Raw genomic sequence first — 24271 nt, forward strand, 5'->3', positions numbered from 1 at the left:
GATTCCAGCGGCCGTTGCAACACATGGTCAGTGTGAGGCGGTCGTGAGGAGTGTATGCAGGCGCTCGGCTGGGGTTTCCCAGCCGAGTGTTTTGCGTGGTCGGCTGTTGCGTTCGGCGGCGACGGCGTCGAGGGGCTGCGCTCCAGCTCGGCCGCGATCTTCCTCACCGGCGCCTTCTCCCCCCGGTGGACGGCAGCCCATACCGCGGAACCAGCAAACGGGACAACGAAATCGGCCCGGAAACACCGTCGGCCTGACCCCGGCCGCGCCCCCGGCCCCTGTACGGCACCTGGGCCTTGGCATCGGCCCTCGGGGAGTCGCCCGACCGGCGAGTGACGACCTCGATCACCTACTCCGCCGCAGGCCAGAGGGGTTGGATCTCCCCGGAACGCTGCCGGACCCCAAACCCACGAGCAGCGGATTCAGTCCGTTCAGGCAAAGTTGACGCACCGACACCCAAAAATGAACGTTTCCGCAGGTCACGGCCCTGCACAAGTGGGGCGGGTGGGACTCGAACCCACGGCCGACGGATTATGAGTCCGCTAGGGATCTTGGCGGCCGTTGCCGATCAACGCTCATTTTTGACGTTTTCCCAGGTCAGACACGGTGATCCGTGCCAGTCCTGTGTGGTGCTTGTCGATGTGTTCCTGTCCTTGTGACCCCTCAATGGCCCCTGGAAGTCGATGAGTTAGACGCGTACCACAGCAGCAGCCACGTCCGCCCAGTTCAGCCACGAGGATGGAACCTACGCACAGCGGAGTCCCTTACCGACGACGAGATGATGCTCCACCCCTTGATCCCGGGGCGGAGCATCGTTTCCGATGTCAAGAGGCGAGCGTGCCCCCGGGACTGCGCGTGAACCTGGGTCACAGCTTGCCGATCGGTCGGGTCAGCCGAGGACGTAGGCCTCATCGCCGAAGTCAGCGACGATCTTCAGCTTGCCGCCGAGCGCCTTGACGTAGGCAGCGAGGGTGTCGACCTCGCTGCGCTCCAGTTGCCCCTTCTCGATGCGTGAGACGCGAGCCTGGGTGACACCCATGGCTTCGGCAACCTGGACCTGCGTGGTGTGCTGCCGCTTCCGCAACTCGGCGAGGCGGTGCACACGGGAGGCCAGAACCATCGCCTGAGCCCCCTTCTGAACCTGGTCCTTTTCGGCATCGGTGAAGGCGAAGTCCTCGGCCAGGTCTCCCCAGGAGACGGCCTGCGGGTCCTTGAGGTGATCAGTCATCGTGCCCCGTCCTCTCCATCGATTCGCTTCAGATGCTCCGCGTATGCCTGCTCCGCCTGGGGCACCGCGACGCGGTACCAGCCGGACCAGTTGCCCGCCTTGTCACCGCCGACCAGGATCACGGCCTGGCGGTCCGGGTCGAACACGAACAGCAACCGCACTTCCGTGGCTCCTGCCGAGCCGGGGCGGAGCTCCTTGAGATTGGACAGCGCCGAGCCCTTGATCGTGTCCACCAGAGGACGGCCCAGCGCGGGACCTTCCTCCTGAAGGGCGGTGACAGCCTGGCTAACCTGAATCAGGGTGTCGCGGTCAGTACGGCGCAGTCCGTGAAGCCACGAAAGAGCTGGCTCGACCACAACGATCTCCCAAGCCGTGCACATGCCCCCATCTGCAATTTATTACACTGACAGCATACACCACTGACGTCATAGTGGCAGACGTGGGACCAGGCCGGCCCGGTCAGCCAAAAGGGAGCACCTTGCCGGGCGTCACGTCTCGGCGAAGACCAACCTTTGTGCTCAGGCGGGCTGACGGAGTGCGCTGACCAGTGCGCGCGGGTCGTCGGCGTGGAAGCGGATGGTGTGGGCCTCTTCCGATGCGCCGAGCGGGCGGGTGAAGGGGAGTGGCCGGTTCAGCTTCAGGGTCACCGAGGTCTGGCTGCCCACGATGAGGTCGAGGACCCCGTCCTCGGAGAGGGTGATCAGGCGGCCCTCGGGGTAGCGCCGGTCGACCCGGACCGAGGCGACCGCATCCGGCGGTACGGCGAGGTCGAACAGGGCTCCGTAGCGGATCCGCAGAGAGCCGTCGGGGCGCACGACGTGCGGCCGAGTGACGCAGGCGGCGTGCAGGGCCAGCACAAGGACGACGCCGTACAGGTCGAGTACCAGGATCACCCGGTGGACCGCCGGCCAAGGGATGAGGAAGGCCAGGCCCACCGTCTCGACGACCACAACAAAGAGCAGCCCGTACATCATCGCGGTTTGGGGCCCGGTGTACGCGGCAGCGAGGTCTCCGGGGCGCACCCCGTGCGTGCGGCGCCGGACCCACCGCCCCAGGGAGGCGAGGGCGCGCAGCTCGTGGAGGATCAGGCGGCGGACCGTCACCGGCACCGCCTCCTGTACGGCAGCTCGCCGCGCCGCCCGGCAATCTGCGCCGCGGGCGCGCGCGGCGACATACAGCGAGCGCAGCACCCGGGCTTCCAGCAGTAGCACTGCGAGCACCAGCGCCTCGGCGGCCGCCAGCACCCACCCGGGCGGCCGGACCCCGGCCACCAGGCAGGCCGCCAGGGCCAGTTCCCCCGGCAGTACGGCGGCTACCGCGACCCGCGCCGCCCGTACGCCCCTTGGTCGGCCACTCATCCCCGGCCCCTCTCCATGAACGCGTCCATAAGTCGGCCCACGACTTCCGCTTGTGCAGGGGCGTACTCGGCGAGCAGCGCCTCCTTGAACCCGGTCACGACCGCCCCGTCCTCGGGGATTGCGGCGAACAGCTCCTCGGGGACGGCTGCCATCAGGTCGGCGGCCAGGGGTGCGATCCGCGGATCGTCGGCGGGGGCTTCGGCGAGCGCGTCGAGGCGCTCATACAATTCGACGACCGCGGGATCGGCGACCAGTGTTCCGAGCAGCGCGAAAATCTCTTGGCTACCGGAGCTGGTGGCGTCCATCAGCGTGAGGTACTCGCGGTCCTTGGCCGCGCTCGGCGAGTCTGTCCTGGGGGCCTGTGCCAGCAGTGCGGCGAGGGCGGGTGAGACGGGCCCGGTCGCGCCGGGCGGCTCGGCGAGCAGGGCGCTGAGCCGGCGGCGGCGCTCCCGGATGCCGGCTTCCTGGCGGGCCAGGTCGGAGTCGAGTTCCTCCAACACCTCGGCCAGTTCGCGCCCGGCATCACCGGCGAGGGCGTCGCGCACTTCATCGAGGCTGAGGCCGAGTTCGGTGAGCCTGCGCACCCGGGCGAGCAGGACGGCATCACGGACGCTGTAGGCCCGGTAGCCGTTGGGGCGCCGCTCCGGTTCCGGAAGCAACCCGACATGGTGGTAGTGCCGGATCGCCCGGGTGGTGAGCCCCACGAGCGCGGCGATCTCTCCGATTCGCATGCCGCCAGTAGAAGCCCTGCCGTTGCGTCAAGGTCAAGCGCTGAAAGCATCGTCGGGCGCAAAACGATTCAACGTGCCGCCGAGCGCCTTGACGTACGCGGCGAGGGTGTCGACCTCGCTGCGCTCCAACTGACCCTTCTCGATGCGCGAGACACGGGCCTGGGTGACACCCATGGCTTCGGCAACCTGCACCTGTGTCGTGTGCTACCGCTTCCGCAACTCGGCGAGGCGGTGCACACGGGAGGCCAGGACCATCTCCTGCGCCACCTTCTGGATCTGGTCCTTTTCGGCATCGGTGAAGGCGAAATCCTCGGCCAGGTCTCCCCAGGAGACGGCCTGCGGGTCCTTGAGGTGATCAGTCATCGTGCCCCGTCCTCTCCATCGATTCACTTCCGGGGCGGAGCTACTTGAGGTTGGACAGCGCCGAGCCCTTGATTGTGTCCACCAGAGGGCGACCCAGCGCGGGACCTTCCTCCTGAAGAGCGGTGACAGCCTGGCTAACCTGAATCAGGGTGTCGCGGTCAGTACGGCGCAGGCCGTGAAGCCACGAAAGGGCTGGCTCGACCACAACGATCTTCCAGGCCTCATATTGAGGGAGTGGTTTTCGCGGCAGGAACCGTCCCAGACAGCGATGAAATCCGCGCAGGGCTGGGTGACAGTTAGCAGCGTCGCCCACCCGTAGAGCAGGGCCGGCCGACTCCTCTACTCAGGCGGTCACCGCGAGCGCGATGTGCAACCGCGACCGCGGCTCTCATCCTCAGAGCCCGAGAAGACGTTGCTATCGTGGGGTGGGGTAGCCCAGCTTCGAGAGGGATCCGCTGATGAAGCCATCCCACACCCGGGTCCTGGCCGAGGCTGCCTATGCAGCCGGAGCCCGTGACCGGCACGAGGCCGCGATGACGGTATTGAGGCTGCTCGAGCCGGTGACCCATCACGACGCCGGCGCCCTCATGATCTGGGACCCGATGGCCCGTGCGCACCGCGCGCTCGCTGCGGTCACCTACGGTGATGAAACAGTTGCCGCATTGGGTGACCGCTATGCGGCGAGTGCTGAGAACCGGCTGGTCCGGGAGCGGCGCCTGCCGATGCGGATCGACGACGTGCCGGGCGACTACCGAGTGTCCCCGATGTACCGAGAGGTGCTCGGACCTGCCGGCTTCGCAGACGGCATGACCGCATGCCTCTTCTCGGACAGCGGGGTGTACACGGGCATGCTGCACTTCTCCGCGGCGGCGCGCGGCGCGTTCCGTGATGACGCGGCCGAACTCCTCAAGGCATTGGCGCCCGCGCTGGCGCGGATGTGCGACGTGGGTCGACGGGAGACCACCGGATGCGCCATACCCTCGGGAGCGAACGCCACCCTGATCGACCACACCGGCCGTGCCTGGGCCGTCGAGTCGTGCGCCCCGGCGCTCGCGCCCACGCAGCCCGACTTCACCGGCTTCCTGCGCCGCTTCATGGCCTCGCCGCAGGTTGCCGCCACCGGGCTGCAGGCGTCGAGTGAAGGGTGGCTTACGCTGCAGGTCCTGAAGGTGGCCGATCCGCTGGGACGGCCGGAACCAGCCGTACTGGTGCAGGAGCTTCCGACGGCCAGGCTGCCCCATTCTCTCTCGCCGCGCGAGTACGACATCCTGAACGGGATGGCGGCGGGGTTCTCGAACCAGCAGCTGGCATCGCAGCGAGACGTCTCCCTGCGCACGGTGACCACGCACGTGGAGCGGATCCTGCACAAGATGGGGCAGCCGTCGCGCGCCGGCGCGGTGGCGTCGGCGCTGCGCGACGGGATTCTGCGCCTGGACCGCTGACCACCGTTGTCGGTAGGAATGCGTATTGAGGCGCAAGGTGGCCGAAAGCCATATTCGAGGTGAAGAGAAGCCCGCGCTGAAGGCGGCCCCCACCCGCCGAGCCGGCTGCTGCCGACCCCCGCGTCCTCCCCGCTGTTGCCGCCCACGGCACCGACAGCCGACCGGGGCTCGTTCATCCCTCAGGAGGCCCGGCCGTGAACGTTCCAGAAGCTCCGCAAGCAGTGCCCGAAAGACCTGACGGCGCGTATGACGACGGCGACCGGCTGCACGAGCTCGGTTACGAGCAGGAGCTCGCCCGCACGCTCAGCCTGGCTGACGTCGTCATCTATGGCCTGATCTACATGGTGCCGCTCGCCCCCGTCGCGGTGTTCGGCATCGTCTACAACATGGCCGCCGGCGCGGTCGCCGCGGTGTACGTGGTGGCCGCGATCGCGATGCTGTTCAGTGCCATCAGCTACAAGGAGATGGCGGTCCGGTTCCCGGTCGCCGGCTCGGTCTACAGCTATGTGCGGATGGGCAGCAACCGCTTCCTCGGGTTCGTCTCCGGGTGGGCCATCCTGCTCGACTACCTGCTGCTGCCCGCGCTGCTGTGCGTCTTCGCGGCCAGCGCGATGACCGGAGTGGTCTCCTGGGTGCCCGCCTGGATCTGGGTGGTGATCTTCGTCGCCGCGACCGCCCTGATCAACATCATGGGCATCAGCGTCACCGCGACGATGAACAAGATCTTCCTCTACATCCAGCTGGTCGTGCTGGCCGTGTTCCTGGTCTGGGCGGCCGTGCTCGTCCTCCAGGGCCGGGCTCATCTGTCGCTCAACCCGTTCGTCCCCGCCGACGGCGGCTCCTGGTCTCTGATCCTCGGTGCAGTTCCGGTCGCCGCCCTGAGCTACATCGGGTTCGACGCGATCTCGACACTGAACGAGGAGGCCGAGGGCGGCGGCAAAACCGTCTCCAAGGCCACCATGATCGTCCTCTACCAGGTGACCGCGCTGTTCGTCGTGCAGGTCTTCGTGGCGGGCATCCTGGTCCCGAGCGGGACGGAATTCGCCGACGGCGACCCGGTCAACAACGCCTTCTACAACGTGGTGGGCACGGCCATGGCGGGCTGGTTCAAGACGATCGTCCTGCTGACCGCTGCTCTGATCGCGATCTTTGCCAACACCATTGCCTCCAACGCCACCTCCGCCCGTCTGGTCTTCAGCATGGCCCGCGACGGGCAGCTGCCGAAGTTCCTGTCGCGGGTCAGCGACAGGCATCAGGTCCCCCTCAACGCGATGATCTTCATCGCACTCCTGTCGGTGGGAGTCGGCATTCTCGGCGTGGAGCAGTCGGGACTGCTGACCACCCTGGTGACCTTCGGCGCGATCACCGCGTACGTCCTCCTCCACGTCAGCGTCTTCACCCACTTCGTCGTCCGAGGCGGCAGCCGCCGCATTTTCGTCCACTGGGTCTCCCCGGTCCTCGGCGCCGCGCTCCTCCTGGTCGCGCTGTGGAACGCGGACTCCAACGCCAAGATCGTCGGCTCGTGCTGGCTCGTCATCGGCCTCGGTGTGGCGGCGTACTTCAAGCTCACCGGGCGTGCGCTCGGTGGCTCCGACGCCTGACCGCACTCGCGCATACCGCCGGGCAGCACAGGCATCGGCCTGAGGCACCGTCACATCGAGGCGAAAGCCTCAGTCGCTGCCCGGCGCTCGCGAGCTCCTTCAGCACAAGAAAGGCACCCTCCCGTGAGCCCATCGTCCTTGTCCCGTCGCACCGCAACGGTGTTCCAGCAGCAGGAGGTGAACTGATGCGCACCAGTGCGGACCGCTCGGCCGAGCTGCTCGAGGTGTTCCGTCTGCGCAGCGAGAAACGCCTGCGCAAGCAGTGCACCGACGAGGTCGTCGCCGCCCATGACGCGGCTCCGCTGGGACCACACGACGACCGCACTCAACGCGTGCTGCGGGCGCTGCGCGGCCTGCCCGTCTCGGGCAAGCACATCGTCTTCTCCGAAGGACCCGACGGCCCCTGGCGCGTGGCGCAGATCGTCCTGGGTATGCCGGGCAACCTGCTCCTGACCGAGCAGTCCTTCGAGGACTACGAAGACGCCATGCGGTACATCTTCACCGCGCGTGTCGCGGAACTGCAGAACTAGAAAGGAACGTGGAGGGTCATGCCACTCCCCAGCGACCGCACGACGACCCAGAACGTCTTCGGCTACACCGATCGCTTCTCCGCCCGTCCCGGCGAGCAACTGTCGTTCCACATCAGCTGTGAAGGCCCCTCGGCCTACGACGCCGCCCTGGTACGCCTGCGACACGGCTACGACGGGCAGGCGGGGCCGGGTTTCCTGGAGGCCGAGGTCCCCTCCCCCGTCGATGGGACGTACCCGGGGCAGTACTACACCTGCCGGCCCGGCTCCTACGTCGAAGTCCCTGACCCGAAGGGCCTGCTGGCGAACCCCGACGCGCTGGTCATCCGCGCCGCCGTCTTCCCGACGCTTCCGCGCGACAACCGTTCAGGGAGCCTGGGCGCCTATCGGGTCAGCCAGAGCTCCGTCGGCTTCACCGGCGAGCGCCAGGCGGTCATGGGCACCTGGGACGAGGCGACCATGACCGGCTGGGCCCTGCTGCTCGATGACGGCAAGCCGTCCGTCGTATGGAGCGAGGGCGGTCAGCGGCGGATCCTCACCCTGGAACAGGAGCTGACGGCCCACCAGTGGTACCGGCTCGAGGTCGAACTGCCACGGTCGGCGGGGCAGATCACCCTGCGGCAGACCCCGCTGGACCACTGCGCGGACCGGGTGGCACCGGCCGCCGCAGCCGCCGTACCCGAGCAGGCGAGTGCAGCCGCCTCGGCAGTCCGGACGGCCTCTTCAATGCCGTTCCGTATCGGCGCGCTGGCTCGCAGGGACGGTGACCGGCTGCTCGCGGCGGCCGCGTTCAACGGGAAGATCGGTGGCGTCCGTATCGAACGCGCCGCCGATGATGCCTCCGAGGTGCGCGAACCGGTGGCTGCCTGGCACTTCGGCCGCAGTCGGCGTCCCGACGGGCTGCTGCTGTGGGACGTGGTCGACGAGGGGCCTCACATGCTGCACGGCCGCTGCGTCAACGCGCCCGTCCGGGGCGTCACCGGGCCCGAGTTCCACGGTGTCGTGGAGGACTTCCGGCTTGCGCCCGACGAGTTCGACGCCATCCACTTCCACGACGACGACATCGCTGACGCCCAGTGGCCTGCGGCGTTCACCTTCGAGGTGCCCGAGGACCTGCCCAGCGGCGTCTACGCGGTGCGGCTGCGGGCCGAGGGCATCGAGCAGCACGTGCCCTTCCTCGTCGGGCCGGGGCGCCGCCGCAAGGACGTCGCCGTCCTGTTCCCCACGGCGACCTACCTGGCTTACGCCAACGACCGGATCGCCTTCGAGGCGGACGGCATGGAGATGCTCCTCGGGCACACGCCCATCGTCCACAAGGAAGACCTGGTACTGCAGGACCACCCCGAGTTCGGTCGCTCCCTCTACGAGATCCACAATGACGGGTCCGGCGTGGTGTTCGGCAGCGTCCGCCGTCCGCTGATCAGCCTGCAGCCGCGGTACCGCGCCTCGTTCATGAGCGAAGGCCCCTGGGGTCTGCCCGCCGACCTGTCCCTCGTGCACTGGTTGGAGACCGCTGAGTGCGAGTTCGACGCCCTCACGGACGAGGACCTCGATCGGGAAGGCCACGACCTGCTGCGCGACTACCGCGTCGTGATCACCGGAAGCCACCCCGAATACGTCACGCGGCGCGAGCTCGACGCCCTTGAGGAGTTCACCGCGAACGGCGGCCGGCTGATGTACCTGGGCGGCAACGGCTTCTTCGCGACCGTCTCCTACGACCCCGACGCCCCGCACCTGATGGAGCTGCGCCGGGCCGACGGCGGCACGCGCCCCCACCAGTCACCCTTCGCCGAACGCCGCCACACCACCTCGGGCGAGGCCAGCGGCCTGTGGCGCAACAAGGGCAAGGCACCGCAGCGTCTGGTAGGAGTCGGCATGGCGGCCCAGGGCTTCGACCGCTGCACCTACTACGAGCGCCTTGCGGACAGCCAGGATCCGCGGGCGGCCTTCGTCTTCGAAGGCGTCGGCGAGAACGAGCTCCTGGGAGACTTCGGTGTCCTCGGGGGCGGCGCGGCCGGCGCCGAGATCGACTGCTGGAACCCGGCGCTCGGCTCGCCGCCCGAAGCCCTGGTCCTGGCCACCTCCGGGCCTTTCTCCGACAACTACCTGCTGGTGACCGAGGAGATCTTCGAGATGCTCCCGGGGATGGGCGGAACCGAGCAGCCGGCGGTCCGCTCGGACATGGTCTACTGCGCGCTGGAGGGCGGCGGCGGATTCTTCTCGGTCGGCTCCATCGCCTGGACCGGGTCGCTGTCCCACAACGGGTACGACAACAACATCGCGAAGATCACAGGCAACGTACTGCGGCGCTTCCGCGACGAGAAGCCGCTGGAGTAGGCCACCCCTGCTGTCGAAGGCGTCCCGCTCCGCCGGCGGAGCGGGACGGGAACGGCCCCGGTGGTGGACGTCCGTGGTGTCTGCCGCCGGCGGACCGGGGCTGCCCGTGGCCGCGTATTGGCCGACGAACCTCGCTGTGGATCGCAGCCCATGCCGCGCACCGGCTATCGGGACAACAAACGGGTTGTAGACACCGTCGGCCTGGACACGTCTGCGCCGTCCCGGCCCCTGTACGGCCCCTGAGTCTTGGCATCGACCCTCACGGCAGTCGCCCGGTCCGCGAGCGACACCCTCGATCATCAACTCAGCGGCAGGTCAGAAGGGTTGGAACTCCCCCGACCACCGCCGGACCCCAAACCCACGAGCAGCGGATTCAGTCCGTCCAGGCAAAGTTGACGCGCCGACACCCAAAAATGAACGTTTCCGCAGGTCAAAGGCCTACACAAGTGGGGCGGGTGGGACTCGAACCCACGGCCGACGGATTATGAGTCCCTTGGGGATCTTGGCGGCCCTTGCCGATCATTACCGATTCACGCCGTTCTTGCAGGCCAGACGTGCTGATCCGTGTCACCCCTGTGCAGTGCTTGTCGGTCTGTTGCTGTCCTTGTGGCCCCTCAATGGCCCCTGGGAGCCAATGAGTTGGACGCATACCACAGCAGCAGCCGCGTCCGCCCGGTTCAGCCAAGGGGATAGAACCCTCGCAGAGCGGAGTCCCTTACCGACGCGATGATGCTCCTTCCCAGGTATCGGGGTGGAGCATCGTCCCTGACATCAAGAGGCGATCCTGTCCACCGGACTGCGCATGGACCTGGGTCGCAGCGTGCCGATCGGATCAACCGAGGTCGACCAGGATCACGGCCTGGCGGAACGCAACGGTGTTGAGTTCCGGGGGCTGCGGAGATCTTGCTTTGAGCTTGGTGACGCGCTCCGTCCGCGATCTGGCGGCCTTCGGCGCACTCATCGACGCATGGACGTGCGAACCCATCTACGCCGGTTCGGTGAACTGGTCGAACACCATCACGGCGGCGCGGGTGGCGAGGGACCAGCGGTCCTCTCCTTCCGGGTCCTCCAGGTTGGGGTGTCCGGCGATCCAGCGCATGTGGAAACCGTCGAGCAGGGCGGCGATGGTGGTGGCAAGGTGTTCGACCTTGTAAGGCGCGCGCATGCGCAGCCCGTAGACGTCCAGCAGCGTCTGATACGCCTCGCAGGCGACCTCGGTGAACGACTCGCCGTAGTGCCCCAGGGCGTCGCGGACGCGGGGGTTGGCGGCGCTGGCGTAGAAGCCGAGCAGCACGCGGTAGATCGGGTCCACGCGATGGTTCTCGTGGTTGTCCGTCAGGACGTCGTTGAGAGCCTCCTGCCAGGTCGTGCCACTGTCGACCGCCTCCTTGAAACGACGGACGCTCTCCGGCAGCCCCGGGACCAGTTCAGCCTGTCGGCCGGTGAGGTGGAAGAGGAGATCCGCCTGGAAGTCGGCCTGCGCGGGCCAGATCTGGTAGATGGATCCGGTCGTGATCGCCGGTGCTGTGTCGTCGCCCAGTTGCTCCCGCATGATGCGGGTGGCTTCCTCGGTGACCCGCTTGACGCGGATATGAGCAAGGGCCGCGGAGACGGCCGCCTCACTCGTGTCGGAGGTGCCGGCGCAGACGAGCTTGGTGGCCGCTTCCAGCATGAGGGCCCGGGTCTCTTCGGGTGAGCGCCGAGGGAGCCTGCGTCTCACGGCGTCCGCCGTCATGTCCTTCCCCTCCCATTACATGATCGTTAATTCGGTGTGAACCGGGGCGTTGACAGGGCGCCAGCGTACACCTAGATTCCCGATCCGTAAGAAAGTTACGAAACTCGGAAGCCGCCAATCACCTGGCCTTTCGAAGTTCCTCGGGCTGGTCCGAGACACCGGTCACCCCAGTGCGCCCGCCTGCCTTCCTCTGCCTTCCGTGCTCTCCCCGCATGCCGTGCCAGGCACCGCCGCCCTGCCGTTTTCCGATCCAGGAGGATCCCGCATGCCCGTAACCTCACGTCCTCTGAGACTCGGCCTCGTCTCCGCCGCCGTGGCGCCCCTGCTGGGTGTCGCCGCATGCGGCGGATCTGGCACCAACGCCCCCGCATCGACCGGCACCTCCGGGGGTGGCTCCTCCGCAAAGGCGGAGTCCCGCCAGGCGAGTGACGTCGTGACCGACTACCTCGCCTACGTCGGTGGAAAGGCGGGCAAGGCCGACGCCGGCCTCGAACCGGTCACCCTGGGCTGGGTGAACGTCGAAGGCGGCCCCGGCGGCAACCCCGAAGCCACCCTGGGCGCCCGCGCCGCCGTGAAGTACGTCAACGACACGTTGGGCGGTATCGGCGGGCACCCGCTGAAACTGAACGTCTGCACGGTCGTGTCCGCCGAGGAGGAGGGGCAGAAATGCGGCCAGCAACTACTCGGCGACAAGGAAGTCTCTGCCATCGGCGCGGGCAACCTCTACCTCGGAGACGCCTCCTTCAACTCCGTGATCGCGGGGAAGAAGCCCGTGCTGGTCGGAGTGGCGACCGGCCCGACCATGCCCACCGCGAAGAACACCTTCAGTACGTTCGGTGACCTGCCGCACATCTTCGGTACCTGGGGCACGTATGCCCGTGACGTGCTGAAGGCGAAGACCGCGGCGGTGATCCACACGAACACGCCCGGCGACAAGATCGCCTCCGGGGCAGCGGTGAAGGGCCTGGAAGCGGCCGGCCTGAAGGTGAAGTCCGTCGGATTCGACGCGCAGTCCACCGACCTGATCGGCCCGGTCACCGCGGCCGGGGCGAACACCGCGGATGTCGTGGTGCCCATCTCCATCGGTGGCGGATGCGTCGGGATCGCCAAGGCACTGAAGCAGCTCAATGTCACCAAGCCGGTGGTCTCCACACCGCTGTGCATGTCCCCCGATGTCGCCCAGGGGCTCGGTGGGGACCTGCCCACCTGGACGTACGGCGTCGCCCAGACGCTGCCGATGGACCCCTCGGCCGCCGACTCCAAGGCGTTCCTGAAGGCCTCGGCAGAGGCCGGGCTGGGCAAGGACGACCAGTCCAAGGTGTTCGCGCCGCTGGGCTGGAGCACTGTCCTCACATACGCGAAGGTGCTCAACGCCATCGGCCCGGACAAGATCACTCCCGCGTCGGTGACCGAGCAGCTCAAGAAGTTCCCCGGGCCGGTCATCATGGGCGCCGCAGAGGTCAAGTGCGGCAAGTACCCGGACGCCGCCGCTGTCTGCAACGACCAGGCGAGGTTCTACCAGTACGAGGGCAAGGGCCAGTTCAAGCCCCTGACCGACTGGATCCGCCCGCCCCAGTGAGACCCGCCCGCCCCCGCCGCCGCTGAGGCTGCACGCCCTCGCGGGACGCAGCCTCAGCAGCGCGGATTCGCGGATTCGCGGACTCATGACAGGAGTCATGAAATTGGAACAGATCCTGCTCTTCGCCGTGCTCGGCCTCGGCCAGGGGGCACTGATCGCCGGCATCGCGCTCGGCGTCGTGGTCACCTACCGGGGCTCGGGCATCATCAACCTGTCCACCGGCGCCGTCGCCATGGTCTCGGCCTATGCCTTCTGGGCCCTGACCACCGGTTTCTTCGGGTTCACGCTGCCCGTCGGGCCCGCTCTCGCCGGGGCCCTCGCGGTCGCGGTCGCCGTCGGAGTGCTCACGGAGGTGGCGGTCTTCAAGCCGCTGCGAACCGTCTCGCCCCTGGCCAAACTCGCGGCCTCCCTCGGTATCCTGCTCACCCTGCAGGCCACCGTGCTCCTGGTCTTCGGGGTTCAGCCGCAGCAGGCACCGAGCATCCTTCCGGCCGGCACCGTCACCATGCTGGGCATCACCACACCCTCCGACCGCTTCGTCCTGGCCGGACTGGTCGTCGTGATCGCCCTGGTCCTCGGGTCCTTGTACCGGTGGAGCCGCTTCGGCCTGGCCACCCGCGCGGCCGCGGAGAACGAACAGGCCGCTCTGCTGGCAGGCCTGTCACCCAACAGCGTCTCGATGGCCAACACACTCCTGGCCGCCCTGGTCGCCGGGCTGCTCGGTGTCCTGGCCGCGCCCATCGTCCAGGTCGACTCCATGACGCTCCCCCTGCAGGTGGTCCCGGCCCTGGCCGCCGCCCTCTTCGCCGGGTTCACCTCGCTGTGGATCGCCTGCACCGCGGGCATCCTCATCGGAGTGCTCCAGTCGATCGTGTACTACCTGTCCACGCAGAGCTGGTTCCCGACCGACAGCGGCAACGCCATGCCCGGCCTCCAGCAGCTCCTCGTCTTCGCCCTGATGGTCGTCGCCCTGTACGTGCGCGGCGCCGGTCTGCCGCGCCGCGGTGAAAGCGTCGAACAGCGGCTGCCCGCGGTGCCCCTGCCCGAGCGGCTGCTGCGTCCCGCCCTGATATCCGCCGCGGTCGCCGTCGTCGCACTGATCGTGCTCCCGTTCGACTTCCGCCAGGCGCTCACGAACTCGATGATCGGCATGGTCATCGTCCTGTCGTACGTCGTCATCACCGGCTACGTCGGACAGATCTCCGTGATGCAGCTCGCGATCTCCGGAACCGCGGGCTTCGTCCTCTCCCACCTCTCGGTCGGGTGGGGGATCCCGTTCCCGTTCTCCGCCCTCGGCGCGATGGTGCTGGCCACCCTGCTCGGAGTGGCCGCGGGCGTCTCCGCCTTGCGGGTGCGGGGTGTGAGCCTGGCCGTCGTCACCCTGGCCGCGGCCCTGGCCATGGAACAGGCGCTGTTCAACAACACCTGGTTCGGCGGGACGGCCGGAGTGTCCGTACCCCCGCCGCGCCTGTTCGGGATCGACCTCGGACCGAAGGCGGACTTCCGCGGCTTGGACGGCAACGAACCCAGCCCCATGTTCGGCTTCCTCGTCCTGGCCGTCACCGTCGCGCTCGGACTGTACGTCGCCCATCTCAGGCGCACCGGACTCGGCCGGCGGATGCTCGCCGTCCGCTCCAACGAGCGCGCCGCTGCGGCGGCCGGTGTCGACGTGCGGGCGGTGAAGATCGCCGCGTTCGCGATCAGTTCCTTCATCGCCAGCGCCGCCGGCACCCTCTACGGCTACAACTTCGGCTCGATCAGCGCCGCCCGCTTCACCGCTCTGGCCGCCCTCGGCCTGATCGGATTCGCCTACATCGGCGGCATCACGATGGTGTCCGGAGCCGTGATCGCGGGGCTGATGTCCACCGAGGCGCTGCTGCCCCACGCGCTGGACAAGTGGTTCGGGATCAAGGGGACCTGGGCCCTGCTCTTCGGCGGCGTCTCCCTGATCGTGACGCTGATCGCCAACCCCGACGGCATCGCGGGCGCCGCCCACCGCCGGAGGACGGCGAAGAGGGCGAAACGTGCGGCGGCCACGACGGGACCACCGAGCGACAGCGCATCCACCGTCGGCTCCCCGGAGATCCGCCCCGGCCGTACCGCTGCCGACGCCAAGGAGGTCGCATCGTGAACGTGCTCTCTGTCCAGCAGTTGGGCGTCAGCTACGGCGGCGTCCACGCGCTCAGCGATGTCTCCCTGGAGGTCGGCGAGGGCCAACTCGTGGGGCTCATCGGCCCCAACGGGGCCGGCAAGACCACCTTCGTGGACGCGGTCACCGGCCTCGTCACCGCCCGGGGAAGGGTGGAACTGGACGGCAAGGACCTGACCGGACGGCCGCCCCATGTACGGGCCCGCCGAGGGCTCGCCCGCACCTTCCAGAGCAGCGAACTCTTCGAAGACCTCACGGTCACGGAGAACCTCCAGGTCACGGCGGACCCTTCGACGTGGTGGACCGCGCTCGGCGAGACCTTCGGCCGCCGCCCGCCCTCGAACCCCGCTGTCCCGGAGGCCCTCTCCGCCCTGGGGCTGGAGGACCTGGCCGACGCCTCGGCAAGCGAGCTGTCCCAGGGCAGACGCAAACTCGTCGGTGTGGCGCGGGCGTTGGCGGCCCGGCCCCGCGTCATCTGTCTCGACGAACCCGCGGCCGGCCTGGACACGACGGAGAGCGCCGAACTCGGACACAGACTGCGCGCGGTCGCTGACGCCGGCACCGCGCTGCTCCTCATCGACCACGACATGAGCCTCGTGATGGGGATCTGCGACCACATCGTCGTCCTGGAGTTCGGCAAGGTGATCGCCTCCGGGACACCGGCACAGGTCCGAACCGACCCAGCCGTCATCGCCGCCTACCTCGGGGCTTCCGCCGCCCAGCCCGCCAGCGCGTCCGGCACTTCGGGCAATGGCTCCGCCAAGGCCCTCACCAGCACACCGGAGACACCATGAGTACCCCAGTCCTGGAGGTGGCCGGCCTCACCGCCGGATACGACGGAGCCGCTGTCATCCGCGGGATCGACCTCGAAGTGGGCGAGGGAGAAGTCGTCGCCCTCCTCGGGGCCAACGGAGCGGGGAAGACCACCACACTCAAGGCCGTCTCCGCCCTGTTGCGCCCTCTTGCAGGCACGATCACCTTCAACGGAACGGACCTCGGCAGGATTCCGGCAGCGACGCGCGCCCGCCTCGGCATCGCCCACGTCCCGGAAGGACGCGGCATCTTCTCCGGCCTCACGGTGGTGGAACACCTGCGCCTCAGTCACCGGGGCGAGCGCCTCGACCAGACGGCCGCCGAGCGTTACTTCCCCGCCCTGTCCCGCCTCCAGGACCGCAAGGCAGGACTGCTCTCCGGCGGCGAGCAGCAGATGCTCGCCATGGGACGAGCCCTGGCCCGCGGCCCCAAGCTGCTCCTGCTCGACGAGCTCAGCCTCGGCCTGGCACCCATCATCGTCGAGGAGTTGCTGCCCATCGTCAGGCGCTATGCCGACGACACCGGCTGCGGGGTGCTGCTCGTCGAACAGCACGTCGGGCTCGCCCTCGACATCGCCGACCGCGGCTACGTCCTGTCCCACGGCGAGATCACCACGCATGCCACGGCCCGGGAACTCCGGGCCGACCAGTCCCGGATCGTCGCCGGCTACCTCGGCGAACAGCACGCCTGACCCGGCCGGGCGGCCCCAACCGCCCGACACCACAACCCCCGTGAGCCCGAACCGCTCGGGCAGCCCACCCCCTACGACCCGGCGGGGCACTCAGGGCTGCCCCGCATACCCAGGACAAGGAGTCCGATGTTCACCTTCGACAGCGAAGACGGCGTCCAGATCCACGTGCACGTATGGAAGCCGGACACCCCACCGCGAGCCGTCGTCCAGATAGCCCACGGCATGGGAGAGCACGCCGGCCGTTACGCCCCCCTCGCGGCGGAGCTGACCGCTCAGGGATACACCGTCTATGCCAACGATCACCGCGGACACGGGCTGAGCAGGCACGCCGAGCCCGGTCATCTCGGGGACGACGGCTGGAACCGACTCGTCAGTGACATGGCCACCCAGTCGGAGACCATCCGCGAGCAGCACCCCGGCCTGCCCCTGGTGCTGCTCGGGCACAGCCTCGGTTCCTTCGCCTCGCAGCAGTACGTCCTGGACCACTCCCACCTGATCGACGCACTCGCCCTCGCCGGCACCACCGCGGTCGACGTCATGCTCGCGGCACAGGCGCGGGACGCCGCGGAGGGAGGAGACCCGTTGCTCGCGCTCAACCAGGCGTTCCAGCCCAGCCGCACGCCGTTCGACTGGCTCAGCCGGGACGAACCGGCCGTCGACGCCTACCTCGCCGACCCCATGTGCGGCTTCAGCCTCGACGCCCAGGGCATGGCCGACATCACCATCGCCTCGACGTCACTTGCCCAGCCCAAGGGAATCCCGGCGGATCTGCCCATCTGCGTCCTGGTCGGGGATCACGACCCGCTGAACGCCGATCTCTCACTCAGCAACCTGCTTGTCGAACGCTACGGCGAGGCCGGCCTCAACGACGTGACGTATCTCAGATACCCCGAAGCCCGCCACGAACTGTTCCACGAGACCAACAGACAGGAGATCGTCAGCGACCTGCTGGCCTGGCTGAACCGCGTCCTCGCCCGCTGACCCCGGCGCTGGGGACAGCGTCCCGGGGACCGCGAACGGTTACGGGGCGGGCGGCTGCCAGGCAGACGGCCACGGTTGGCCCCTCGCCGTCGACGCGGTGAAGGTGTCCTCGTTGGCAGGCTTGCCGGTCACATTGCCCCGGACGACGTCGACTCGGGCCAACTTTGATATCACCGCGCCCAGCTGGGGTCGCCGGTCAGGGCCACGTTGACGGTCCGCGTGACCTTGGTGTCCTCCGACGCGCGCTCGTGTCCTTGACGTTTTCGCAGGTCAGATGCGGTTGCCCATACGGGTGCCGCCCGATTGCCTCCGCCCCGACGAACTCCAGCCCGTGTCAGCCTGTTCCTTCGAAGGGCCTGTGAAGTCGGAGATCGCCGGGATGGCCAGGGGTCGTCAGTTGTGCCCCGGGCCCGGCCGCTGAGGGTTTCCGATCGTCACATCGTCCATGACGCCGACAGCAGCCGACCCCCTGTCGGCGCGGATGTCGACTGCTCCCTCGACGATCGGCCGGGCCAACCCCACTGACCGCCCGGCGATCTGGCCAACCGAACCATGGGGAGCCCGGCGAGAGCTCGGTGTGCCCGCTCAGGACCGTTTCCTCTTCGGGCCGTTTCCTCGCCTCGGGCCTGCGCACCAGGCGTACGGCATCCTCGCCGCCTCCACTGTCGGCGCCATGGACGGCAGCCCATGCCGCGTGCGTAGCAAATGGGACAACGATTCAGCCCGGCGACACCCTCAGCTGGACCCACCTTCGCCGTCCCGGCCCCTGTACGGCCCCTGAGTCTTGGCATCGACCCTCACGGCAGTCGCCCGGTCCGCGAGCGACACCCTCGATCATCAACTCAGCGGCAGGTCAGAAGGGTTGGAACTCCCCCGACCACCGCCGGACTCCAAACCCACGAGCAGCGGATTCAGTCCGTCCAGGCAAAGTTGACGCGCCGACACCCAAAAATGAACGTTTCCGCAGGTCAAAGGCCTACACAAGTGGGGCGGGTGGGACTCGAACCCACGGCCGACGGATTATGAGTCCTTTGAGGATCTTGGCGGTCCTTGCCGATCAACGCTCATCTTTGACGTTTTCGCAGGTCAGATGTGGTAATCCGTGTTGAGGCTAGTCAGCCCTTGTCAGTCTGTTCCTGTCCTTGCGGCCTCAACTCGGCCTCAATGAGGCCCGACAGGAACGCGCTGAAGACACAGGAGACGATCGCGCCAGCTCAAGGACGGGGATCGAACCCGCGCGCAGCGGATTCTCCTTCCAACACGGAGAGGCTCCGCCCTCTGCTCGGGGCAGAGCCTCTGTGGCTGTTTTCATAGGCCAGACGTCGCCTCGTGAGCTTATCCGGCTCAGTTGCCTTCTTCCAGAGCGGGTTGATGGGAACGGGCAGGCTGCGGCTGACTGGTACAACGTCGCCCACCGGCACTCCGGAATAGCCATGCATACCCCCTTCGACGTGCACTTCGGCCTCGCCGACCAGCTCCGCGAGATGCGCGCCGACGTCCTCACGAGCGTCTACCGCCAGCACCCCGAACGATTCGTCCGCGGGGCACCCGAACCACCGAAACTCCCCGGGGCCGCCTGGATCAACAAGCCCCCCGACCTCCGACACAACGGTCAAACGATCCCGGCACAGAGATAGAACGATCTACCTGCCTTGATCGCGCTGACAGCGGCACCCCCCTTTTGCGGGGCCGCGGCGGGTGATGTCTGGCGTGCGCCCGCGGCGTGCTGGTGGGCACGGACCGCGGTGGAGTCCACGGACACATCCCAGTCGATTCGGCCGGCGGCGTCCTCGGCGGCCTGCACCTTCGACAGGAGCATCTGCCGTTCGGCACCCGGTGCAGCCCCGGCGGATCTCAGCAGCGAAGAATGGCGCATCCTCAACGCGTTCGAGGGCGAGCGGTACGAACTGCTGGAAATCGCCTTGTCCACAGGCGAATTGGGATGGGTGCGGCTCGTCTTGAGTGGGGTGCTGGTCAGGCACTGGGGGTGTATTCGCTCTGGCCAGCTGGTTGGTAGAGGCGTTCAAGTTCGCGAGTGAGGTGGTATCGCAAGTGGGTGTCGAAGTCGCCGTTGTTGCGCATGGCGCGGACGTTAAGGACGGCTTGACAGGTCAGCAGATCAGCAGGTCACTTCAGGCGAGCCACACCCGTTGGGGAATGCTGTGGCAGCCGTCGGTCCACCGCTGGTGCAGGTAGGGCTTGTACTCGTCGAGGAGGGTGGCGCGGTTGGTGGCTTTGACCAGGAGTTCGTCGAGGCTGCGGGCGCGGGCGAAGCGGCGCACGGTGGAGTGGCCTAGCCGCAGTTCACTGCGGATCACGGCCAGGGTCTTGCCCTCGGCCAGCCGCTCCTGCACCGCCTCGTAGCGTTCGGTGGTGCGGGCCACCAGGCGCCGCGGGCGGCCCGCGAAGTCGAGCGTCCCGTCCGGCGGAACGAACGGGATGCTCTCCGCGGTGGACGGCTCCTCGGTGACCAGGTCCCCGGCGGCGTCCACCTTGGTGACCAGGGGGGGTCGCGAATGCGGCCCGGATGCAGCTGTGGTGGGCGCCGACCGTCCTCTCCAGGGCCTCGGCAAGGTTCCGCCACAGATGCCACCCGTCCGCGATCTGCGTCGCCTGCGGGGCGCCGGTACGGGCGCCCTTGGCGTAGGCGCCGGCCCGGTCCCGGCAGATGATCTCCACCTCGGGGTGACCGCGCAGCCAGTCGGCCAGCGGTGCGGCGTCCCGGCCGGGCAGCACATCGAGCGGCCGGCGGGCCTCCAGGTCGATGAGGATGGTGGCGTACGAATCGCCCTTGCGTAAAGCGAAATCGTCCACGCCCAGCACTCTGACCTGGGCCGGAGGCGACTTGAGGACAGCGCGAAGGAGATGCAGGAGGGTGTCCTTCGCAACGCGGATGCTCAACGCGCCGGCAAGACGTGCCCCGGGACGGCCCGCCAGCGTCAGGGCGATCGAGGTGAGCACCGTTCGAAGCAGTGGGGTGTAGCGGGCGTGCGGGCTGGTCAGCCCTTGAATCTGCACGACGAATGTCACCGCCGGGCAACGGGAGTTGACGCACTTGAAGCGCCGCACCGAGAACTCGATCACAACGGGGGCCGCACCGATGGGTGCGTCAACGAGGCGGCGCCGGTATCGCCCGTGCACCCGCCAGGAAGGCATCGCACAGGACGTACATCTCGCTGGGAGCGTCCGGCATGATGTACGAAACGTGACCGCCCCGGCCACCCGCTCGACGGACTCCACGACCACACCAGCTAAATGCGGCAGCAACCGCCCCAAAACCCCTGAACCGCACACCCAGTAGATGCCCAGCTCAGCCGGACAGCATCACAAGATCGTCGACAGAGCCGAATTGCGCGACCGCTCACAGTTCCTGCTGCCCCGCGCCGAACAGCAGGCCGGCGATGTGCGCGTTCGCCACCTGGTCCATGTGCGCGAAGAGCCAGTCCACCTTGTCGTCCTGGTAGTGGATGAGGGTGTTGTTCTGCGCCATGTTGCCCACAGGGATCTGCCACAGGACCACCGGCTTGCCACGGACTCGGCCATCGTCTTCCAGACCCCTAGCTCGGCGGCGGCCTTCTGGTCCGTCCAGAACATGTCGCGGCTCCCGTGCGCCGGCTCGGCGTACCAGCCCGCGTCGCGGTCCGACACGTCGGCGACCAGGAAGTCGGCGTTCTGCGCCCCGAGGATCGCGTAATCCTTGGCGCACGCCTGCGTGTTGCCCTGCCAGTCCCAGCAGGTGAGGTGCATACCGACGGCCGCGTGAGGAGCGTACTTGCGGGTCATTGCGATCAGGCAGTGGGCCAGACCCGCCACACTGTTCGCCTGATTTGCGCAGTCGTTCGGGGCCGCAGCAGTCACCTGCGCCGGGACCTTGTTCACATTGCCCACGGTCGAGTAGCCGGGGCACAGCAATGTGCTCCGGCTACCCGACATCATCGACGGCAGCAGCTCGCGGACGTCACCGACGTCCCGCGGGCGGCCAGGATCACGCCGCGCAGGACCGGGCCGATCGTGCTGAACGACGTGCCGACCGCGAAGGCAGCAGCCTTCTCACGCTATTTGAGCGGCGTGCCACCCGAGTTTCGGTAGGCGATCGTCTTCCGGAACAGGTTGCCGCCGTCGGTTTCAATCGTGGTCGACTTGTCCGATCCTTGGCCGAACATCAGAGCCGCGACATGGGCGCTCGCGACCCGGTCCATGTGCGAGAACAGCCAGTCCACCTTGTCGTCCTTATAGTGGTACGGGGTGTTGTTCTGTCGCATGTTGCCGACCGGGATCTGCCAGACCACGATCGGTTTGCCGGACGCGTCCGCCATCGTCTTCCAATACGCGAGCTGCGCGGTCCACTTCTTTTCGCTCCAGAATGAGTTGTGTCCGCCATTCTCCGGCAGGGCAGTGAGACCGGCGTCCGCGGCTTCAACCTCCCCGACCAGGAAGTCCGCATTTTTTGCCCCGAGGGCCACGTAATCCCTGGCGCATTTCTTCTCGTTGCCCGGCCAGTCCCAGCAGGTGAGGTGCAGGCCGACGGTCGCGTTAGGAGCGTACTTGCGGGTCATTGAGATCAGGCAGCGGGCCAGACCCGCCACAGTGTTCGCCTGATTTCCGCATTCGTTCGGAGCCGCCGCAGTCACCTGCGCCGGGACCTTGTTCACATCGCCCGTCCCTCGGGCGAATCCCCAAAAGTCAGCTTCGAGATCGATCATGTCGTGCGAGGTGCCGATCTTCTGGACGAAGAAACGGTAGTCGTTCAGGTACCTGGTGAGGAGGTCGACCCGGTTGACCGCCTTCACCTCGTCCTGCCACGTCGCATTGGGGGTGAGGTGGGGGAGTTCAAACCACGACCACATCATCGTCTGCGGATGCGGTTGACCCTTATAGGTAGCCTGCGCAGCGCGGGCTTCCATATGGGGGACGAGCCCCCCGCGTCCACCCCACACGCATCCCCACCAGTTCGTCCCATTCGGGCAGGACTTCGCCGTGTACACGCTGCTCGACGGTGCAGGCGGACTGACGACGTATTGGTACTGAGCGTCGAATGGTGCGGCAACCGAAGGTTTATCGTTCGATATTCTTCCGATCATCACCGTGTTCTTGCCCATGAAACGTATCGTCGAGCTGGCGCCACCGGCCGCAGGAGACGACGCCGACGACGCTGCTGCCTTGGCGCTCGCCGACGCCGACGCCGACGCGCTCGCCGAGGCTGAGGCCGAACCGCTCGCCACGGCCGCCGCGACACCCGCAGCGCCCCGCGCCCCCGCCGTGGCGGAAGGGGAACCCTGTGGCTGGTGGCTGGTGGCCGCGTAGACGACGCCCGCGCCGACGGCTACGGCGGCAGCTACCGCGGCCGCGACGAGTTTCGCGGACACGTGCGCGGCCAGCCCGCCCGATCTGCTGCCGTGGCCGCCGTGGCGCAACCGCTTCGCGGCCTTGCCTTTCCCCGCGACCCCTTTCGCCGCGGCGGCCTGCGCGCTCGGCGCGGACGGGGGCAGGGCGTGCCGCAGCCATGTGGCCGCGAGCAGTGCGGGTACCGGTACCAGGGCCGAGCCCGCCAGCAGCCGCTCGGCGGGCACCAGGTCCTGCCAGGACGCGACGCAGGCTACGCATTCGCGTACGTGCCGCGCGAACTGCTTGCGCCACGACGGGGCCGCCCACCCGTCCCACCGGGTCGCTATCTGGGAGAGCTCAGCGCACCGGGGCGCGGCGTCCAGCGCCCGCACCACCGTGCGGGCGGCGTCCAGCCTGGCCTTGAGCCGCTGCACCCGCACCGCCGCGTGTCCCGGCTCGATGCCCAGCGCCCCGGCCAGCTCCGCCCGGTCCAGCTCGCCCGCCGCCTCCAGCCACCACAGCGCCAGCAGTTCGCGGTCACCCTCCTCCAGCCAGCGCGTCGCCAGAGCCGTCTCGCGCCTCTGGCCCGACAGCTCCAGTTGAAGGATCGTCAGGTCCACGAAGTCCGCGCCGGGATCGGCCGCGTCCGGCGCGAGCTCGAAGCCCCAGCCGTGCGCCGCCGAGGGCTGCGTCTGGTGGCGCCGCCACCGGTCGCGCACCTGGCGCACCGCGATCGCCACCACCCAGGCTCGGAACGCCGTAGGGTCGCGCAAATCCCCGATCCGGTCCACCGCGCGCATCAGCGTCTCCTGGACCACGTCGTCCACATCGACGTGTCCGTCCAGCGCCCGCCCGACGATGTTGTAGACCAGCGGCAGATACGCGGCCATCAACTCGTCCAGGGCTTGGCGGTCCCCGCCCTGCGCCGCCACCACCAAGTCCTGATCTGCACGCCCGTCCCGCTCTGCAACCCGCATCCGCACTCCTTCGCTCACCGGCCGGGCGCCCGCGCGCGCCCGGTCCGCCTCGATGTATAGGTGACGGCTGCGCGGCGGCCGGGTAACACTTCCGGCCGCATTGTTTTGCCGGACCGCGCACTACCCGCGGGCGGCGGCGACCCAACACCAAGCAAACCAACCAGTAGACGAAACACCATGCGTCAGCTAGCTGCCCGGCAGAACCACCGAATGGAGAAACGCACAGGTCATCGATCAGCAGCGCGGTTCACCACAACGCTCTCAGTCTTTCCGATCCTTGTGTCCAACCTGCGTCCAGAACGCGTCCTGGAGGACAGCCCAACCGGATTCCGAGACGATCGCCCCAGCTCAGAAGTGCGCCTCGAACTCGCCCGCAGCGGATTCCCCTTCCAACGCACAGAGACTCCACCCCAGGGCGCCAGGGCGGAGCCTCT

General features: G+C 68.1%; 21 protein-coding genes, 1 tRNA gene and 3 pseudogenes. 11 read left to right on the forward strand and 14 right to left on the reverse strand.

The window, feature by feature from the left end; genetic code table 11:
- Positions 1-496: 496 nt before the first annotated feature.
- The 7 genes from OG870_RS14725 to OG870_RS14755 all read right to left on the reverse strand — a co-directional run bounded on the left by OG870_RS14725 (position 497) and on the right by OG870_RS14755 (position 3680).
- Positions 497-575: transfer RNA gene (locus OG870_RS14725), tRNA-Ile, on the reverse strand.
- Positions 576-889: 314 nt separating this feature from the next.
- Positions 890-1228, reverse strand: coding sequence for an XRE family transcriptional regulator (locus tag OG870_RS14730; protein WP_266584882.1), 339 nt, complete (start codon positions 1226-1228; stop codon positions 890-892).
- Entirely contained in the window at positions 1225-1608 is a 384-nt protein-coding gene (locus OG870_RS14735) for a type II toxin-antitoxin system RelE/ParE family toxin (protein ID WP_266584880.1), read from the reverse strand. The genes OG870_RS14730 and OG870_RS14735 overlap by 4 nt, the downstream gene beginning before the upstream one ends.
- A 138-nt stretch (positions 1609-1746) precedes the next feature.
- Positions 1747-2586 carry a hypothetical protein gene (locus OG870_RS14740; RefSeq protein ID WP_266924031.1) on the reverse strand — a complete coding sequence of 280 codons (840 nt, stop codon included), beginning with the start codon at positions 2584-2586 and terminating at the stop codon, positions 1747-1749.
- Entirely contained in the window at positions 2583-3317 is a 735-nt protein-coding gene (locus tag OG870_RS14745) for a MerR family transcriptional regulator (RefSeq protein ID WP_266924033.1), read from the reverse strand. The genes OG870_RS14740 and OG870_RS14745 overlap by 4 nt, the downstream gene beginning before the upstream one ends.
- A 33-nt stretch (positions 3318-3350) precedes the next feature.
- Positions 3351-3509 (reverse strand): helix-turn-helix domain-containing protein, encoded by a 159-nt coding sequence (locus OG870_RS14750; protein WP_323180228.1) that lies wholly within the window; start codon positions 3507-3509, stop codon positions 3351-3353.
- Positions 3510-3521: 12 nt separating this feature from the next.
- Positions 3522-3680 carry a hypothetical protein gene (locus OG870_RS14755; RefSeq protein WP_323180229.1) on the reverse strand — a complete coding sequence of 53 codons (159 nt, stop codon included), beginning with the start codon at positions 3678-3680 and terminating at the stop codon, positions 3522-3524.
- A gap of 458 nt (positions 3681-4138) precedes the next feature.
- Between OG870_RS14755 and OG870_RS14765 the strand changes: the two genes are divergently transcribed.
- From OG870_RS14765 to OG870_RS48160, 5 genes and pseudogenes are all read left to right on the forward strand, one after another.
- Complete coding sequence (locus OG870_RS14765) at positions 4139-5122, forward strand: response regulator transcription factor (RefSeq protein ID WP_266924035.1); 984 nt, start codon at positions 4139-4141, stop codon at positions 5120-5122.
- A gap of 221 nt (positions 5123-5343) precedes the next feature.
- Complete coding sequence (locus tag OG870_RS14770) at positions 5344-6723, forward strand: APC family permease (RefSeq protein ID WP_266584871.1); 1380 nt, start codon at positions 5344-5346, stop codon at positions 6721-6723.
- Between the two features lie 185 nt (positions 6724-6908).
- Positions 6909-7253, forward strand: coding sequence for a hypothetical protein (locus OG870_RS14775; RefSeq protein ID WP_266924039.1), 345 nt, complete (start codon positions 6909-6911; stop codon positions 7251-7253).
- An 18-nt stretch (positions 7254-7271) separates the two neighbouring features.
- A complete protein-coding gene (locus OG870_RS14780) occupies positions 7272-9587 on the forward strand; it encodes a N,N-dimethylformamidase beta subunit family domain-containing protein (protein WP_327690959.1) in 2316 nt (771 codons plus the stop codon).
- 38 nt (positions 9588-9625) lie between these two features.
- Positions 9626-9726, forward strand: a pseudogene (locus OG870_RS48160) (IS5/IS1182 family transposase); the annotation flags it as partial.
- Between the two features lie 693 nt (positions 9727-10419).
- Here OG870_RS48160 and OG870_RS14785 read toward each other — a convergent pair.
- Both OG870_RS14785 and OG870_RS14790 read right to left on the reverse strand, forming a co-directional pair.
- Positions 10420-10548 (reverse strand): hypothetical protein, encoded by a 129-nt coding sequence (locus tag OG870_RS14785; protein ID WP_327690960.1) that lies wholly within the window; start codon positions 10546-10548, stop codon positions 10420-10422.
- A 24-nt stretch (positions 10549-10572) separates the two neighbouring features.
- Positions 10573-11322, reverse strand: coding sequence for a hypothetical protein (locus OG870_RS14790; protein ID WP_266584864.1), 750 nt, complete (start codon positions 11320-11322; stop codon positions 10573-10575).
- A gap of 265 nt (positions 11323-11587) precedes the next feature.
- Between OG870_RS14790 and OG870_RS14795 the strand changes: the two genes are divergently transcribed.
- The 6 genes from OG870_RS14795 (at position 11588) to OG870_RS14820 (ending at position 19172) form a co-directional block, all read left to right on the forward strand.
- Positions 11588-12901, forward strand: coding sequence for an ABC transporter substrate-binding protein (locus OG870_RS14795; protein ID WP_266584862.1), 1314 nt, complete (start codon positions 11588-11590; stop codon positions 12899-12901).
- Positions 12902-12998: 97 nt separating this feature from the next.
- Positions 12999-15032: a branched-chain amino acid ABC transporter permease gene (locus tag OG870_RS14800; protein WP_266584861.1), complete on the forward strand. Its 2034-nt coding sequence runs from the start codon at positions 12999-13001 to the stop codon at positions 15030-15032.
- Complete coding sequence (locus tag OG870_RS14805; RefSeq protein ID WP_266584858.1) at positions 15029-15844, forward strand: ABC transporter ATP-binding protein; 816 nt, start codon at positions 15029-15031, stop codon at positions 15842-15844. The genes OG870_RS14800 and OG870_RS14805 overlap by 4 nt, the downstream gene beginning before the upstream one ends.
- The gene (locus OG870_RS14810; RefSeq protein ID WP_327690961.1) at positions 15841-16554 is read left to right on the forward strand and encodes an ABC transporter ATP-binding protein; all 714 of its coding nucleotides are present in this window, start codon (positions 15841-15843) and stop codon (positions 16552-16554) included. Before OG870_RS14805 ends, OG870_RS14810 begins: the two co-directional genes overlap by 4 nt.
- A 126-nt stretch (positions 16555-16680) precedes the next feature.
- Positions 16681-17535, forward strand: a complete 855-nt coding sequence (locus OG870_RS14815) for an alpha/beta hydrolase (protein WP_327690962.1) — start codon at positions 16681-16683, stop codon at positions 17533-17535.
- Between the two features lie 1433 nt (positions 17536-18968).
- Positions 18969-19172, forward strand: a complete 204-nt coding sequence (locus tag OG870_RS14820; RefSeq protein ID WP_266584852.1) for a hypothetical protein — start codon at positions 18969-18971, stop codon at positions 19170-19172.
- 65 nt (positions 19173-19237) lie between these two features.
- Here OG870_RS14820 and OG870_RS14825 read toward each other — a convergent pair.
- The 5 genes and pseudogenes from OG870_RS14825 to OG870_RS14840 all read right to left on the reverse strand — a co-directional run.
- Positions 19238-19351 (reverse strand): annotated as a pseudogene (locus OG870_RS14825) (transposase); the annotation flags it as partial.
- 316 nt (positions 19352-19667) lie between these two features.
- Positions 19668-20027 (reverse strand): hypothetical protein, encoded by a 360-nt coding sequence (locus tag OG870_RS14830; protein ID WP_266584850.1) that lies wholly within the window; start codon positions 20025-20027, stop codon positions 19668-19670.
- A 58-nt stretch (positions 20028-20085) separates the two neighbouring features.
- A pseudogene (locus OG870_RS48165) lies at positions 20086-20829 on the reverse strand (ISL3 family transposase); the annotation flags it as partial.
- 67 nt (positions 20830-20896) lie between these two features.
- Positions 20897-21025 carry a hypothetical protein gene (locus OG870_RS14835; protein WP_266584849.1) on the reverse strand — a complete coding sequence of 43 codons (129 nt, stop codon included), beginning with the start codon at positions 21023-21025 and terminating at the stop codon, positions 20897-20899.
- 565 nt (positions 21026-21590) lie between these two features.
- Positions 21591-23837, reverse strand: coding sequence for an RNA polymerase sigma factor (locus OG870_RS14840; RefSeq protein ID WP_266840539.1), 2247 nt, complete (start codon positions 23835-23837; stop codon positions 21591-21593).
- Positions 23838-24271 lie beyond the last annotated feature (434 nt).

It is taken from the genome of Streptomyces sp. NBC_00461 (assembly GCF_036013935.1).
GTDB lineage: Bacteria > Actinomycetota > Actinomycetes > Streptomycetales > Streptomycetaceae > Streptomyces.